This is a genomic window from Micromonospora sp. NPDC050397 (assembly GCF_044901685.1).
GTDB lineage: Bacteria > Actinomycetota > Actinomycetes > Mycobacteriales > Micromonosporaceae > Micromonospora_G.
The window spans coordinates 491,970-505,785 of record NZ_JBJDPS010000001.1 but is presented as its reverse complement, the minus strand read 5'-3'; the positions used below and the strand labels follow the sequence as shown (position 1 = coordinate 505,785).

Here is a 13,816-nt window from a genome sequence, read left to right as displayed (position 1 = left end):
TCACCCCTTGACTGCGCCGGAGGTCAGCCCGGACACGATGCGACGCTGGAAGAACAGCACGAACAGAATGATCGGAATGGTGATCACGACGGCGGCGGCGCAGATCGCCCCGGTCGGGTCCTCGAACTGCGACTCGCCGGTGAAGAAGGAGAGCGCCACCGGCACCGTGCGGGACCGCTCGGTGGAGGTGAGCGAGATCGCGAAGAGGAAGTCGTTCCAGCAGAAGATGAAGACCAGGATCGCGGTGGTGAACACCCCCGGCGCGGCCAACGGCGCGATCACCCGCCGGAACGCCTGTCCCTGGGTGGCGCCGTCCATCTTCGCCGCCTTCTCCAGGTCCCACGGGATCTGCTTGAAGAACGCCGAGAGCGTGTAGATCGCCAGCGGCAGGGCGAAGGTGATGTACGGCAGGATCAGCCCCGGCCAGGTGTCGAAGAGCCCGAGCGACCGCTCGATCTCGAACAGCGGCGAGACCAGTGACACCTGCGGGAACATCGCGATCAGCAGGGAGACCCCGACCAGCAGCTTCTTGCCGGGGAAGTCCAGCCGGGCGACCGCGTACGCGGCCATCGTGCCGAGCACCACCGCGATCACGGTGGCGATCAGCGCGATGCCGATCGAGTTGACCAGCGCCCGGACGAACTGGTCGGTGGCAAAGATGGTCCGGTAGTTGTCCAGGGTCCACTCGCGCGGCACGAAGTTACCGTCGGTGAGGGTGGCCGTGGTCTTGAACGACAGCGACGCGATCCAGAGCACCGGGACCAGCGCGAAAACCACCACGATCAGGTCCAGTACGCCCCAGCGCCACTTCGCCCGCGCGGTGGTGTCGGCGGCGGCCATCAGCGCCTCCCCTCGTCGTCGCTGCCCGGGGCAGCGGTGCCGAACAGCTTCACGAAGACGAACGCGATGACCGCCACGGTCAGGAAGATGAGCACCGACATGGTCGAGCCGATGCCGAGGTTCAGCCCACGCATCAGGTTGTTGTACGCCAGCATCGACACCGACGAGGTCTCGCTCGACCCGGCGGTCAGCACGAAGATGTTGTCGAACACCCGGAACGCGTCCAGGGTCCGGAACAGCAGCGCCACCAGGATCGCCGGCTTCATCACCGGCAGCATCACCTTGGTGAACCGCTGCCACCCGGTGGCGCCGTCCGTCGAGGCCGCCTTCAGCAGATCCTCGGGGACCAGGGCCAGCCCGGCCATCAGCAGCAACGCCATGAACGGGGTGGTCTTCCAGATCTCGGCCAGCATGATGATCGCGAGCGCGCTGGCCCGCTCGGTCAACGGCGCTCCCTCACCGAAGAGGGTTGCGAGGTAGCCGGTGCCGGGCGTCCAGGCGTACCGCCAGGAGAAGGCGGCGACAACCGTGACGATCCCGTACGGGATCAGGGCCGAGGTGCGGACCAGCCCGCGCCCGACGATGGTCCGGTGCATCACGATGGCCAGTCCCATGCCGAGCACCAGCTCGACCGCGACCGTCACGACGGTGATCAGCATGGTCACGCCGAACGCGGTCCACCAGTACTCGTTGCTCAGCACGGTGGCATAGTTGGCCAGACCGACGAACTCCCGCTGGTCGGGAAACTTGAGGTCGAAGCGCTGCAAGGACAGCCAGACCGAGTAAAGAATCGGGTACGCGGTGACCGCGAGCATCACGAACGCGGCCGGGGCGCAGAGCAGCCAGGCCAGCCGACGTTCGGCCCGCTTCCCCTCGCTCAGTGGCGCCTTGCCACCGCGCTGCCTCGGAATCGACGCGGTTGACGCGGTTGACGCGGTTGACGCGGTTGACGCGGTGGGCGGGGCCGGCGTGGTCAACGGGGTCGACGTGGTCGACGGCGTCCGCGTGGTCGACGGGGTTGCCCGGTCGGGCGGTGGTGTGCCGGTGGGCTCGGTGCTCACGGCAGTACCCCCTTTGATTCCAGCGCGTCCTGCGCCGCCTTGCGCAGCCGGTCGGCGGTCTCGGCGGGGCGGATGTTCGACGGCGGGGAGAGCGTCGCCGACAGCACGGTGGAGATGTTCTGGTAGGCCGGGCTGCGGGGCCGGGTGGCGGCGTCCTTCAGCTCCTCCAGAATGGTGTCGCGCATCGGGTACGCGTCGGCCATCTCCGGTTCGGCGTAGACGCTCTCGATCGTCGGCGGTACGCCGTCGTTGATCGCGGAGAACTTCTGGTGCTCCGGACTGCGCAGGCAGGCCGCCGCCGCGAACGACTCGGCCGGGTGCCGGGAGTAGCGGCTGACCGCGAGGTTGACCCCGCCGATGGTGACCCTGCTCGGGGTCTGCGGGTCCACCCCGGGGTAACGCGCCCACTTGACCTTCTTGGCCAGCTCCGGGTCGGCCTCCTGCATCGCCGGATAGACAAACGGCCAGTTGATCTGGAAGGCGCCCGCCCCGGACTGGAACTCCAGCCGCGCCTGGTCCTCGATCGTGTTCGAGAACGACGGGGTGGTGACGCCCGCGGTGGCGAAGCGCCGCAGCACCTCCAGGGCCCGGACCGCCCCGTCGTCGAAGACCGCCCTGCCGCCGTCGTCGCTGAGGATCTGCCCGCCGGCACTGGCGACCAGCGTGTTGTAGAGCACCACCAGGCCCTCGTACTGGGCCCCCATGGTGATCACCCGGTACGGCTGTCCGCTCGCCCTGAGCTGTTGCGCGACCCCGATCATCTCGTCCCAGGTACGGGGTGGGTTCGGCACCAGGTCGGAGCGGTACCAGAGCAGTTGCACGTTGGTGTTCTTCGGCGCGGCGTAGAGCTTCTCCTCGTACCTGGCCGTCTCCAGCGGCCCGGCCAGCGTGCCGCGTTCCGCCTCGGCCCGCCGCTCGCCGGTCCACTCGCGCAGCCAACCGGCGCTGGCGAACTCCTGGGTCCAGGTCACGTCCAGCCCGAGTACGTCCATCCCGCTGTCCTCGGCGGCGAGCCGGCGGACCAGTTGCACCCGCTGGTCGTCGGCGGCCCGGGGCAGAATCCGGTACGCGATCCGGTAGCGCCCGCCGGCCTGGGCGTTACAGTCGTCAACCACCTTCTGGAGGTTCTGCTCCGGCGGGTAGTAGAGGTTGACGGTGGGGACCCCGCCGTCACCGCCGTCACCGGAGCCGCAGGCCACCAACGGGGCCAGCAGCGCCAGCCCGACGGCTGCGGCGCCAAATCGGAACCGCCCGGATCGGGGCCGGTCGAGGTTACTCATGCCAGCACCCCGTACCGGCCCGATCGGCTGTCGCACCACTGTGACCACTCATCGCGTACCCCCTCCTTCCACGACGGCCGGGGCACCACGACGCGGGCCCGGCGCACGGCGAAGCGACACCGTTCCCGGCCGTGAACCGCGACGGGCCGGTGAGACGCGGTCGCGCGACTCCACTGCCCCCGGGCCGAGCTCCCGAAACATTCCGGACACCGGGGTCGGTCGGGCCGGTACCCGGCGCGGGGTTTGCCCGCCGGGTGGACGGGAACGGCCACGGCCATGACGGAGGGCGGCCGATGAGGTTCTTCCGGCCCCGGGTGGTGCCGACCAGCGTCGAGGACCATCGCGCGACCCCGTTCGAGATCTTCTTCGACCTCGTCTTCGTCTTCGCCCTCACCCGGATCATCGCCTTCATGGGCCATCCGCCCAGCTTCACGAGCATGGGGCGGGGTGTCGTCCTGCTCCTGCTGCTCTGGTTCTCCTGGGGCGCGTACACCTGGTTGAGCAATCGGGCACGGGCGGACGTCGGGCTGATCCGCGGCGGCACGCTGCTGGCGATGGCCGCTTTGTTCGTGGCCGCGCTGGTGATCCCGAGCGCCTGGCACACCTCGGCCGGCTCGATGGCCGCGCCGCTGATCCTGGTCGTCGCCTACATCACGCTCCGGGCCGTACAGTTCGTCCTCTACTACCTGGCCACCGCGAACGACCCGGCGATGCGTACGGGCCTGCGGGTGATCGCGATCCCGATCGTCCTCGCCTGGATCCCGTTCGTCCTCGGCGCGCTCCACGGCGGGACCGCGCAGACCCTGCTCTGGCTGACCTCGCTGGTCATCGACATCGGTGGGCAGCGCATCTCGTACGCCACCGTCGGAGGTTGGCGGTTACGGAGTCCCCGGCACTTCAGCGAGCGGCACAACCTGGCGTTGATCATCGCACTCGGCGAGTCGCTGATCTCGGTGGGAGCGGGGGCCGGGGCGGCGGTCACCCGGCCGCCGGTCCTGGTGGCGGCGCTGCTGGCCTTCATCGCGACGGTCTGCCTGTGGCGGCTGTTCTTCGAGAACGTCGGGGTGGTCGTCGCCCGCGCGCTGGCTGGCGCGGAGGCACCGCGACGCGACCGGATCGCCGCCGACGGGTACGGCCTGGCCTACCTGCTGCTGATCACCGGAATCATCTACCTGGCGCTCGGCGTGGAACAGGTGGTCGCGCACCTGGCCCACGACCGGCCCGACCACTTCGCCGGTGACACCCTGGACTGGCCGTCGACCATCGCGCTGTACGGCGGCGCGATCCTCTACCTCGCCGGCCGTCCGCTCTTCCTCTGGACCGCCGTCCGGTCGGTCCCGTGGTCCCAACCCGTCGCGTTGGTCGCGGCCCTGCTCCTGCTGCCGGCCGGACGGCATCTGCCCGCGCTGGCCGCCCTCGGCCTCGTCACCGCGCTCCTGCTGGTGGTCACCGCCCACGAACGGTTCCGGTGTAAGGAAGGGCCCCTTATTAACGCATAGCGTTAATAAGGGGCCCTTCCTTACACCGGAGGGGGTTACTCGGGCCAGGCGTTGTTCTCGATTACCTCGACGAAGTCGGTACGGGTGAAGCCCGGTACGAAGTGCGCGAGCACGTCGGCGTTGACGGTTCCGAAGGTGGTCTCCGGGCGGTCGCGGAACCCGTCGGTGAACGCGGCCAGGATCTGCCGCTTGAAGTCCGGCCGGGGATGGGCCTCGGTGACGGCGGCGATCTCCGCCGGGTCGAGATCCTGGTGGCCGATGCCTAGCACGTCGGTCTCCACCCCGGCGGTGACCAGGGCGACCTCGGGTTCCATGAACTCGGGGATGCCCGGGGTGGTGTGCAGGGCGATGCCGGTCCAGACCTTGCGTACGGAGTCGGCGTCGACCCCGTGCACGACAAGGAAACGGCGGGCCTCGTCGGCACCGTCGACCTCGAAACGCTGGTCCTTGGTCCGGTAGCGGTCGGTCAGACCGAGGTCGTGGAACATCGCCCCGACGTAGAGCAGCTCCGGGTCCGGGTGCAGGCCCCGACGCCGCCCCTGGAGCATGCCGAAGAGGTAGACCCGGCGGGAATGGTGGAACAGCAGTGCGGGCGCGGTTTCCCGTACCAGGTCGGTCGCCTCGCCGACCAGGCGGCTGTCCGGGATCTCGATCCCGGCGATGCGCTCGGCCATCGGTTTCTCCTCGTGATCGGAGCACGGGACTCACGTCCCTGGGTCGTGCGCCACTCTCGTCCGCCTCGCCGACCAGCCACCATGTCCTTCGGGCCATACTGACCACGGATCAGGACATCACCGAAGGTGACAGTACGATGACGGAAAGATCAACTTCGACCCACCGAGTCGGCGTGCTCGTCTTCCCCGGCGTCACCCTGCTCGACGTCGCCGGTCCGGCCGAGGTCTTCGTCGAGGCGAACCGGTACGGCGCCCGGTACGAGGTGACCCTCTACTCCCCCGACGGCGGCCCCGTACGCTCGTCGACCGGCCTGCGACTCACCGCGGACGCCGCCGTCGCCGACGCGACCGGTCTCGACACCGTGCTCCTCCCGGGCGCCGACGCACTGGCGGTGGCCGGCCTCGATCCCGGTCTCGTGACGGCGGCCACTGAACTGGCCCGCTCCACCCCCCGGGTCGTCTCCGTCTGCACCGGCGCATTCCTGCTCGCCGCGACCGGGTTGCTCGACGGCCGTCGCGCCACCACCCACTGGCGGCACGCCGCGACGCTGGCCCGACGGTATCCCCGGGTCGCCGTCGAGCCGGACGCCATCTACGTCACCGACGGACCGATCGCCAGCTCGGCCGGCGTCACCGCCGGGATCGACCTCGCCCTGGCCCTGGTCGAGGCCGACCACGGTCCCGGACCGAGCCGGGAGGTGGCCCGGTCCCTGGTGGTGTTCCTGCAACGGCCCGGCGGACAGTCCCAGTTCTCCGCGCCGTCACGGACCCCCAGGCCACGTCACGAGCCACTGCGTGAACTGCTCGACACCGTCGCCGCCGACCCGGCCGGCAACTACTCGGTCCCGGAACTCGCCGCCGTCGCCGGGGTCAGCCCGCGCCACCTGAGCCGGCTGTTCCAGCGGGAACTGGGCACCACGCCGGCGCGGCACATCGAGCGTCTCCGCCTCGAAGCCGCGCAGAACCTGCTGGACGCCGGCCACACCGTCACCTCGGCCGCCGCGCGCAGCGGTTTCGGCAGCGACGAGAACCTGCGCCGGGCCTTCGTCACCCACCTGGGCGTGCCGCCGGCCACCTACCGGCGCCGGTTCGGCACCACCGTCCGTCCACGCTGACCACGATCCGATCCGCACAGACCACCAACCATCCTGGCCGACCACCATCCGATCCGCACAGACCAGCAACCGTCCTGGCCGACCATCGACCGTCCACGCTGGGCGGCTCCGCTACCTGGACCGTCGCCGCCAGACCACCAGGGTCACCAGCCCGACCCCCAGCAGCGTCGCCACCGCCGCGACCTGCCGGACCGGCGCCGGCCAGCGCCCCCGGTCGGGATCGTCCCCCCGGCGTACGGTCAGATCGGGCAGCAGCGCGGTGGCGACCCGGATTTCGAGGGTCATGCACGGCTGCATCCGGTACTCGCAACTGCGTCCCTGGTCGCGTCGGGTCAGCAGGACCGGTGCGGCGCCGGTCAGGGAGAGCTCGGTTATGCCGTCGAGCGCGAGGGCGACAAGCTGGTCGGGCGAACGCCAGCCGAGCAGTTCCTCGGCCGAGACCGGCGGCGGCAGCACGGACCCGGTCGAGGCACCCGCGTCGGCATCGGCACCCGCAGTGGCGTCGGCGAAGCGGATTTCGTACGGGTCGACGGTGCCCGAGGTGTCGGACCAGCGGCTCTGCTCGTCGCGCCGGATCGCGAGCAGCCGACCATCCGGTGACCAGGCCACCCGGGGCACCAGCACGTGGCCCCGGGGCACGGCCACCCGTCGCTGCCGCTGCCCGTCCCGGCCGACGATCCAGGTCTCCGCGCCCAGTTGCACGGCCAACGACGCCCCGTCCGGGGAGAACGACGCCGCCGAGGCCGGAGCCACCCCGGCCAGGGCGGTGGTACGCCCGTCGACCAGGTCGAGGATGGTGAGCGTGCCCTGTTCGCGGGCGGTCTGTTCGGCCTCGCCTATGACCGAGGGACGCCCCTGGAACGGCACCGCCGAGTAGGCGACGTAGCGGCCGTCCGGGGAGGTGGCGAGCAGCGCGACGGCCATTCTCGGCAGCCGGAGCTGCCGCCGTACCCCGGTGGCGAGTTCCAGCACCGTGAAGGTGTCGGTGACGCCGCTCGGGTCGACCATGACGACGTTGCGGCCGTCGGCGGTGAGCAGCCAGGGCGTACCCGGGTCCACCTCGTCGAGCTGCCGGTAGCTGTTGCCGTTCGCGCCGATCGCCAGCGACTGCCAGAGGTTCACCGTCTCGCCGCTGCCGTACTTGAAAATCATGATCGCCCGGTCCAACGGGTCGTCGCCGATCGTGCCGGTACGGAACGAATACGGCGCCAGCCGATCGGGCAGGCTGGCCGAGTCACCGGCTCCGGACGGTCGGGGCGGGTCGGGCGGCAGCGGCCGGAACCCGAGCACGCCGACGGCGAGCAGCAGCACGACCGCGATCGAGGCGCCGACCGCGCGACGGCGCCGTACGTTCCGTCGTCCGGCCGTGGCCAGCCGCTCGGCGTACCCGTCTGGCAGGGCCGGACCGTCGCCCGGATCAGTCCGCCGGATCAGTTCGGCCACACGCTCTTCGCTCATCAGGGGCTCCTGCGGGTGATCGGGCATCAACCGGTGCAAGGCGGTGATGGCGTACGAGTTTGGGCTCTTGACCGTAGTCAAGCTTCGGGGCGAAGCCAATCCGCGTACGCGGTGCTGAAATCCGACACTCAGTGGGCTTCCTGTCAAAGTGACAGTAAGTCTATGGTCGATCCATGTCTGACGATCCTTGGGTGCCGCCGAGCGTCCTCCTTGCGGTGGACCTCGTCATCCTCACCCTGCGGGAGTCCCGCCTTCAGGTGTTGTTGATCGAGCGTGGGATCGAGCCGTACCGCGGCGCTCTGGCCCTGCCCGGCGGATTTCTCAACCACGACCAGGAGGACCTCCCAGCGGCCGCCCACCGGGAACTCGCCGAGGAGGCTGGCTTGGGACCGGATGAGTTGCACCTCGAACAGATTGGGCTCTACGGTGCGCCCGACCGTGACCCGCGGGGGCGGGTGATCTCCGCGGCTTACCTCGCCATCGCCCCCCGGCTGCCCGAGCCGGTCGCCGGGACCGACGCGTCACAGGCGTCCTGGACTCCGGTGGCGCGAGCCCTGTCCGGTGACATACGGCTCGCCTTCGACCATGAGCAGATCTTGACCGACGGCGTTGACCGGGCGCGGGAGAAATTGGAGCGCTCGGCGCTTGCCACCGCATTCTGCGGTCCGACTTTCACGATCGCGGAGCTCCAGGACGTCTACGAAGCGGTATGGGGCGTGCCGCTCGACGCACGGAACTTCTACCGAAAAGTGCAGAGCGTGGACGGCTTCATCGTTCCCGCCGGCCAGAGTCGCAGGACCGAGGGAGGGCGTCCCGCTCGACTGTTTCGCCCCGGACCCCGCGCGACTCTCCACCCTCCAATGGTTCGACCCGATGGCCAGGCAGACAAGGAGACAGCATGAGCACAAACAGCGGTCTCGTCGTGATCCTCACGGCGCTGAACCTCGAATACGAAGCGGTCCGCGACCAGTTGACCGGCCTTCGGACGCGCCGACACCCGGCCGGCACCCGCTTCGAGGTCGGCCGGCTCGACCAGAGCGACTGCCGGATCGCGCTGGGGCTGGTTGGCAAGGGCAATCATCCTGCCGCGGTGCTCGCCGAACGGGCAATGGCCGAATTCTCCCCGGTCGCCGTGCTGTTCGTGGGGGTTGCCGGTGGTCTGTGGCCCAACATCCGGCTCGGCGACGTCGTCGTCGCGAGCAAGATCTATGCCTACCACGGCGGCACCAGCGAGGACGACGGCCTCAAGGCCCGGCCAAAGGCTTGGGAGATCCCTCACGAGGCCGACCAGGTCGCCCAGCACGTCGCCAGGTCCACCGCGTGGCGCCGGGGTCTTCCCGCAGGCTCAACTCCTGCCGTCCATTTCGGGCCGATCGCCGCAGGCGAGATCGTACAGGACTCGGGGTTATCCGAACAGGCCCGCTGGATCCGCCAGCACTACAACGACGCCGTGGCGATCGAGATGGAAGCGGCCGGTGTGGCCCAAGCCGGCCACCTCAACCGTGCCCTGCCCGTGGTGGTCGTACGCGGCATCAGCGACCACGCCGACGGCAGCAAGACCACCACCGACGGACAGAACTGGCAACCGAAGGCCGCACTTCACGCCGCCGCGTTCGCCACCGCCCTCGCGCGAGAACTCATCATCGACGGACCGACCAGCCAAGGCGGCGCGGCCCGGGACGGGAGCTCAACAATGCCGATGACCAACCGCAACATCGCCACCGGAAACGCCCGCGTCGGGGTACAGGCCGGGCACATCTACGGCAACATCACCGTCGGCGCCGGTGCCGAACAACCGACCGACCTGGCGGCGAGCATCGCGGATCTGCGAACTCACATCAAGCAGGCCCACCTCGACGGAGAACTGGACGAGGAGACCTACGCCGCGGCCGAGTCGGAACTGGAGGTGGCGACGGAATGCGTTTCGGCAAGCACACTTGAAAAGAAGAGCGGCCTGATGATGGCGCTCAAACGGTTGCGGGGCCTGGTAGCAGACGTGGCTGGGCTCGGGGCGCAGCTTGCGGCGATCATCGCCGTGGTGCGGAGCATGCCATGACGATCCCAACCGCGACCAACGTCGCTCAACGAGATGCGCACGTCGACATACAGGCGGGCGTGGTCCACGGCGATGTCAACTTCTACCGTCTGCCGCCGGGCTCCAGTCCGAGGGAGGTGTTCGCCTTCGCGCTGAAGTACCTTGACGGTCGGGTCCGTGATCAGGCGCGCAAGCTGATCGAGCAGGCAATCGCCGAGGGGTACATCACCACCGAGGTCCAGTTCTACCGGCTCATCGCGCTGTTGAGCGAGCGCACCCTGCGCCAACTCGCTCCCGAGGAGCTGGACCGGCTCACCGCCATCTGCGCCAGCGTGCCCGACCTCGAGAACGATGACGAGTGGACCGCGGGCCTGAGGGTCATTCTTCGTCTCCTGGCCCCCGTCAGCACCGCTGAGACGGATCTTGTGGTCAAGGAGATCGACGCGCTGGGCCGCCGTCAGCGCGACGGGATCTACGGCCATCTCGAGGCGCTGCTCGATGGCGCGATGCAAGAGGAGATGTGGCGGAAGTCTGTCTCCCTGGCGGTTTCGCAGCGCACAGCGGAGGATCGGTTCAACCGGGTCTGGAAGTTCTTCCATCCCACACCCGCACAGCCCCGGACTCGAGAGGTACGGCCCGCCGCTGTCTCGCTCCGCGACCGACTCTCCGTCGGCGCCGGCGCGGCTGTCTTCACCCTCGCGGTGGTGCAGATAACCGTGCTGGTGGCAGCACGGGGCACGCTTGATTCGTTCCTTGCCCTGACCGCCGGGCTGGCCGGACTGGCCGCGTTCTGCGTCGGCGGGGCGGACCGGCACTACCGGGTTTCACGGCTACGCGCGAAGGAAGCACAGATCCGCCCACCCGAGCAACGGAGACGAGAGGCGCCGCCGGGGGGCTTCGCCCGAAAGGTGGACCGGCTCTTCGACCGCTACTTCAGCCGGTACGTCCCCAGGGGAACCGACAGGACCTACTGGCGCGCCCAGACAGCGGGAATCCAGCGGCACCTGCGCGACGAGGTGGTCGAGCTCTACCGGGAAGAGCGGATGCCCGCTGACCGAATCGCCTGGCTCGTCCGTCATCTGGTGGGCGATGTCCGAACGCAGTGGGAACGAAACACGCTGACGGCGTACCGCCAGCAACTGCGCACCCCCATCAGGACCACCGCCCTATACATCGGGGGACTGGCTCTCCTCGCCACCGGAAGCCTCTGGGCCGTTCCCGCTGTCGTGGCGAGCGATCCCCTGCCCGGCACGCTCTGGGTCTTGCTCGCGGCGATATGCGCGGTGCCGACAGTGCGCTCGTCATTCCGGATCGTCGCCGAACGACGCAGGGTGGTGGACGACCTGACGGAACGAGCTGACAAGGAGAGTGCCCGATGGGCGGCGTACCACCGGTGGTGCCGCAGGCTGGCCGACAAGCCATCGGACACACAGATGGCCGCCTGGCTGGAAGGCGACCGCAAAGTCCTGGTCGACCAGGCCATGCGACAGTGCCGACTCCGGCCCAGCCACGTGATCGCCCACGCCTTCATCGAGGCGCCCGCACCCTCGTGCAAGAAGGCCCGGTACCCACAGGGACCGTGGCGGTACTCCCGCTACCGCCTGCTGCTGTTCCTACTCAGCGACGACGGGGTTCGGCAGGTCAACATCGATCTCGACTTCGAAACCGCCGGGAGCCGCACCACCCAACGACTCAACTATCGCTTCGACGCCGTCGCCGCCGTTCGGGTCGACGGCATCGCCACCCAACAGCAGACCTTCGAGCTCACTCTTTTCAACGGGGAACCCATCTCCATCCGGGTAAGCGAACCCGACAACGAGACGCTCCAGCACGACGAGAACCCGATCAGGATTGCCGAACTGTCCCTGGACGCCTCCGGGCTCAATCACACGCTGCACGTCCTTGAGGGCGTTGCCGCCGAAGGCAAGGAGTGGGTCAAACATCGACGCCACCGCGCCGACGAGAAGCTCGCGAATCTGACGAGCACCATTCGCGACCTACTCGACTAGTCAGCGGTACGTCGACTCAACGATTACAAGCGTCGCTCGCTGACACCGAGACGAACGTACGTCGAGGAACTGCGCGGGCAGCGGCGGCAGACCTTCCGCACGAGCGGTCCTCGACCCTCCCGTTCCCGCATCGGGCCGCGCCCATTGCCTTACTGTCGGTACTGAAGACGGAACCGGACACGTTCGAAGGATCACCTGGATCGCCACGGGAGGCCGGTAATGCGGACATTTCGTGCTCGCGTACTTGTTTCGGCGCTCTTTGTCCTTGCCGTCTTCTCGGCTTGCAGCCAGCCCTCGTCCACCTCGCCCGGCCTGCCCGGCGGGCCGGGTGGCGACGCGCCGGTCTCCGCGACCCACCCGCCGGCCGACCCCAGCCAGGCACCCAACCGGGGCCTGGTCACGGGTAAGGTGACCCACCCCGACGGCGCGCCGGTGCCGGGGGTGGGGATCGAGGTGAAGTCGACGGACGATCCGGCCAAACCCGTCCCGCAACTGACCGTCACCACCGATGCCAAGGGCGTCTTCCAGTGGCAGCTTGAGCCGGGGCGGTACGAGTTCCACATCCGTACCGGGGGCACCTCGATCACCGGTCGGGCCGCACCTCAACCGGCCACGGTGACGGCCGGGCAGACCGCGACGGTCAACTTCACCCTCGCCTGACCGCCCAAGGCCAGCGTCGGCTGGATAGTCTCCTCGCGCGTCCCCGAACGTGAGGAGTCCGGATGGCATCGGCGGCGGTAACCCGTTTCGGCATCGTCGGCAGCGGCTGGCGATCGCTGTTCTTCCTGCGGCTGGCCCGACTGCTGCCGCAGTGGTTCGAGGTGACCGGGGTGGTCACCCGGACGGCGAGCCGGGGCGAGGAGGTGCGGGCCGAGTGGGGCGTGCCGACCTTCCGTACGACGGAAGAGCTGTTGGCCCACGGACGTCCCGATTTTGTCATCGTCTCGGTGCCCTGGGCGGTGACCCCCGAGGCGACCCGTGAGCTGGTCGGCCAGGGGGTACGGGTGCTGGCCGAGACGCCGCCGGCGCCGGACGTGGACGGGCTGCGGTCGCTCTGGTCCGAGGTGGGCGCCAGCGGCCTGGTGCAGGTCGCCGAGCAGTATCTGCTGATGCCGGGGCACGCCGCCCGGCTCGACCTGGTCCGCGCCGGCTTGATCGGCGAGCCGACCTCGGTGCAGATCTCCTCGACCCATCTCTACCACGCGGTCTCGCTGATCCGTGGGCTGCTCGGTGTCGGTTTCGACCCCGCCGAGGTACGCGCACAGGCATTTGTCGCCCCGTTGGCCAACCCGCTCTCCCCCGCCGGTTGGAGCGGTGACGGTACGCCGCAGCAACTCGCCACCACGCTCGCCACGATCGACTTCGGCGGCCGGATGGGACTGTACGACTTCACCGACAACCAGTGGTGGAACCCGTTGCGGGCCCGCCGGCTGACCGTACGCGGTTCGCTCGGCGAGTTGGTCGACGACTCGGTGGTCCGGCTGGTCGACCCGACCACCCCGGTCGAGTCGTCGCTGGTCCGGCGGCAGACCGGGATCGACCTGAACCTGGAGGGGCTGGACCTGAAGCACATCAGCTTCGACGGCCGGGTGGTCTACCGCAACCCGTTCGCCGGCACCGGGCTCTCCGACGACGATATCGCGGTGGCCGACATCGTGGCGCGTACCGGCGCGTGGGCGCGCGGGGAGGGTCCGGCGCCGTACCCGCTGGCGGAGGCGTGCCAGGACCATCTGATCAGCGTCGCGATCGAGGAGTCGGCCCGTACCGGCCAGCCCGTGGCTACCACCCGCGAACCCTGGGCCGCCGCCTGACCCCGCCCGCCCCGCGCCCGCCCCGCCCCGCCCC

12 protein-coding genes are annotated in these 13,816 nt (G+C 69.4%); 7 read left to right on the top strand and 5 right to left on the bottom strand.

The annotated features are described in order from the left end of the window. The 3 genes from ACI2K4_RS01970 to ACI2K4_RS01960 all read right to left on the bottom strand — a co-directional run bounded on the left by ACI2K4_RS01970 (position 1) and on the right by ACI2K4_RS01960 (position 3,181). Positions 1 to 840, bottom strand: coding sequence for a carbohydrate ABC transporter permease (locus tag ACI2K4_RS01970; protein ID WP_404508004.1), 840 nt, complete (start codon positions 838 to 840; stop codon positions 1 to 3). After that, positions 840 to 1,817, bottom strand: coding sequence for a carbohydrate ABC transporter permease (locus ACI2K4_RS01965; RefSeq protein WP_404509150.1), 978 nt, complete (start codon positions 1,815 to 1,817; stop codon positions 840 to 842). Before ACI2K4_RS01965 ends, ACI2K4_RS01970 begins: the two co-directional genes overlap by 1 nt. Before the next feature lie 80 nt (positions 1,818 to 1,897). Continuing rightward, positions 1,898 to 3,181 (bottom strand): ABC transporter substrate-binding protein, encoded by a 1,284-nt coding sequence (locus ACI2K4_RS01960; RefSeq protein ID WP_404508003.1) that lies wholly within the window; start codon positions 3,179 to 3,181, stop codon positions 1,898 to 1,900. Positions 3,182 to 3,474: 293 nt separating this feature from the next. On the opposite strand from ACI2K4_RS01960, the gene ACI2K4_RS01955 reads away from it, so the two are divergent. Further along, positions 3,475 to 4,680, top strand: coding sequence for a low temperature requirement protein A (locus ACI2K4_RS01955; RefSeq protein ID WP_404508002.1), 1,206 nt, complete (start codon positions 3,475 to 3,477; stop codon positions 4,678 to 4,680). Positions 4,681 to 4,715: 35 nt separating this feature from the next. Here ACI2K4_RS01955 and ACI2K4_RS01950 read toward each other — a convergent pair whose 3' ends face one another. Next, positions 4,716 to 5,354 carry an HD domain-containing protein gene (locus ACI2K4_RS01950; RefSeq protein ID WP_404508001.1) on the bottom strand — a complete coding sequence of 213 codons (639 nt, stop codon included), beginning with the start codon at positions 5,352 to 5,354 and terminating at the stop codon, positions 4,716 to 4,718. 137 nt (positions 5,355 to 5,491) lie between these two features. Here ACI2K4_RS01950 and ACI2K4_RS01945 point away from each other — a divergent pair, with 137 nt between their 5' ends. Continuing rightward, a complete protein-coding gene (locus tag ACI2K4_RS01945) occupies positions 5,492 to 6,469 on the top strand; it encodes a GlxA family transcriptional regulator (RefSeq protein WP_404508000.1) in 978 nt (325 codons plus the stop codon). 111 nt (positions 6,470 to 6,580) lie between these two features. Here ACI2K4_RS01945 and ACI2K4_RS01940 read toward each other — a convergent pair whose 3' ends face one another. Next, positions 6,581 to 7,927 carry a hypothetical protein gene (locus tag ACI2K4_RS01940; protein ID WP_404507999.1) on the bottom strand — a complete coding sequence of 449 codons (1,347 nt, stop codon included), beginning with the start codon at positions 7,925 to 7,927 and terminating at the stop codon, positions 6,581 to 6,583. Positions 7,928 to 8,100: 173 nt separating this feature from the next. On the opposite strand from ACI2K4_RS01940, the gene ACI2K4_RS01935 reads away from it, so the two are divergent. The 5 genes from ACI2K4_RS01935 to ACI2K4_RS01915 all read left to right on the top strand — a co-directional run bounded on the left by ACI2K4_RS01935 (position 8,101) and on the right by ACI2K4_RS01915 (position 13,782). Next, a complete protein-coding gene (locus ACI2K4_RS01935; protein ID WP_404507998.1) occupies positions 8,101 to 8,829 on the top strand; it encodes an NrtR DNA-binding winged helix domain-containing protein in 729 nt (242 codons plus the stop codon). Continuing rightward, positions 8,826 to 9,983 (top strand): purine phosphorylase, encoded by a 1,158-nt coding sequence (locus tag ACI2K4_RS01930; protein WP_404507997.1) that lies wholly within the window; start codon positions 8,826 to 8,828, stop codon positions 9,981 to 9,983. The genes ACI2K4_RS01935 and ACI2K4_RS01930 overlap by 4 nt, the downstream gene beginning before the upstream one ends. Beyond that, the gene (locus ACI2K4_RS01925; protein WP_404507996.1) at positions 9,980 to 11,971 is read left to right on the top strand and encodes a hypothetical protein; all 1,992 of its coding nucleotides are present in this window, start codon (positions 9,980 to 9,982) and stop codon (positions 11,969 to 11,971) included. Before ACI2K4_RS01930 ends, ACI2K4_RS01925 begins: the two co-directional genes overlap by 4 nt. A gap of 219 nt (positions 11,972 to 12,190) precedes the next feature. After that, entirely contained in the window at positions 12,191 to 12,631 is a 441-nt protein-coding gene (locus ACI2K4_RS01920; RefSeq protein WP_404507994.1) for a carboxypeptidase-like regulatory domain-containing protein, read from the top strand. A 62-nt stretch (positions 12,632 to 12,693) separates the two neighbouring features. Further along, positions 12,694 to 13,782, top strand: coding sequence for a Gfo/Idh/MocA family protein (locus ACI2K4_RS01915; protein WP_404507993.1), 1,089 nt, complete (start codon positions 12,694 to 12,696; stop codon positions 13,780 to 13,782). The last annotated feature ends 34 nt before the right edge of the window (positions 13,783 to 13,816 follow it).

Bases quoted from the DNA above. Each gene is read 5' to 3' on its own strand.
- ACI2K4_RS01970 (WP_404508004.1), bottom strand. From the start codon at position 840: ATGGCCGCCGCCGACACCACCGCGCGGGCGAAGTGGCGCTGGGGCGTA.
- ACI2K4_RS01960 (WP_404508003.1), bottom strand. From the start codon at position 3,181: ATGAGTAACCTCGACCGGCCCCGATCCGGGCGGTTCCGATTTGGCGCC.
- ACI2K4_RS01955 (WP_404508002.1), top strand. From the start codon at position 3,475: ATGAGGTTCTTCCGGCCCCGGGTGGTGCCGACCAGCGTCGAGGACCAT.
- ACI2K4_RS01950 (WP_404508001.1), bottom strand. From the start codon at position 5,354: ATGGCCGAGCGCATCGCCGGGATCGAGATCCCGGACAGCCGCCTGGTC.
- ACI2K4_RS01945 (WP_404508000.1), top strand. From the start codon at position 5,492: ATGACGGAAAGATCAACTTCGACCCACCGAGTCGGCGTGCTCGTCTTC.
- ACI2K4_RS01940 (WP_404507999.1), bottom strand. From the start codon at position 7,927: ATGAGCGAAGAGCGTGTGGCCGAACTGATCCGGCGGACTGATCCGGGC.
- ACI2K4_RS01935 (WP_404507998.1), top strand. From the start codon at position 8,101: ATGTCTGACGATCCTTGGGTGCCGCCGAGCGTCCTCCTTGCGGTGGAC.
- ACI2K4_RS01930 (WP_404507997.1), top strand. From the start codon at position 8,826: ATGAGCACAAACAGCGGTCTCGTCGTGATCCTCACGGCGCTGAACCTC.
- ACI2K4_RS01925 (WP_404507996.1), top strand. From the start codon at position 9,980: ATGACGATCCCAACCGCGACCAACGTCGCTCAACGAGATGCGCACGTC.
- ACI2K4_RS01920 (WP_404507994.1), top strand. From the start codon at position 12,191: ATGCGGACATTTCGTGCTCGCGTACTTGTTTCGGCGCTCTTTGTCCTT.
- ACI2K4_RS01915 (WP_404507993.1), top strand. From the start codon at position 12,694: ATGGCATCGGCGGCGGTAACCCGTTTCGGCATCGTCGGCAGCGGCTGG.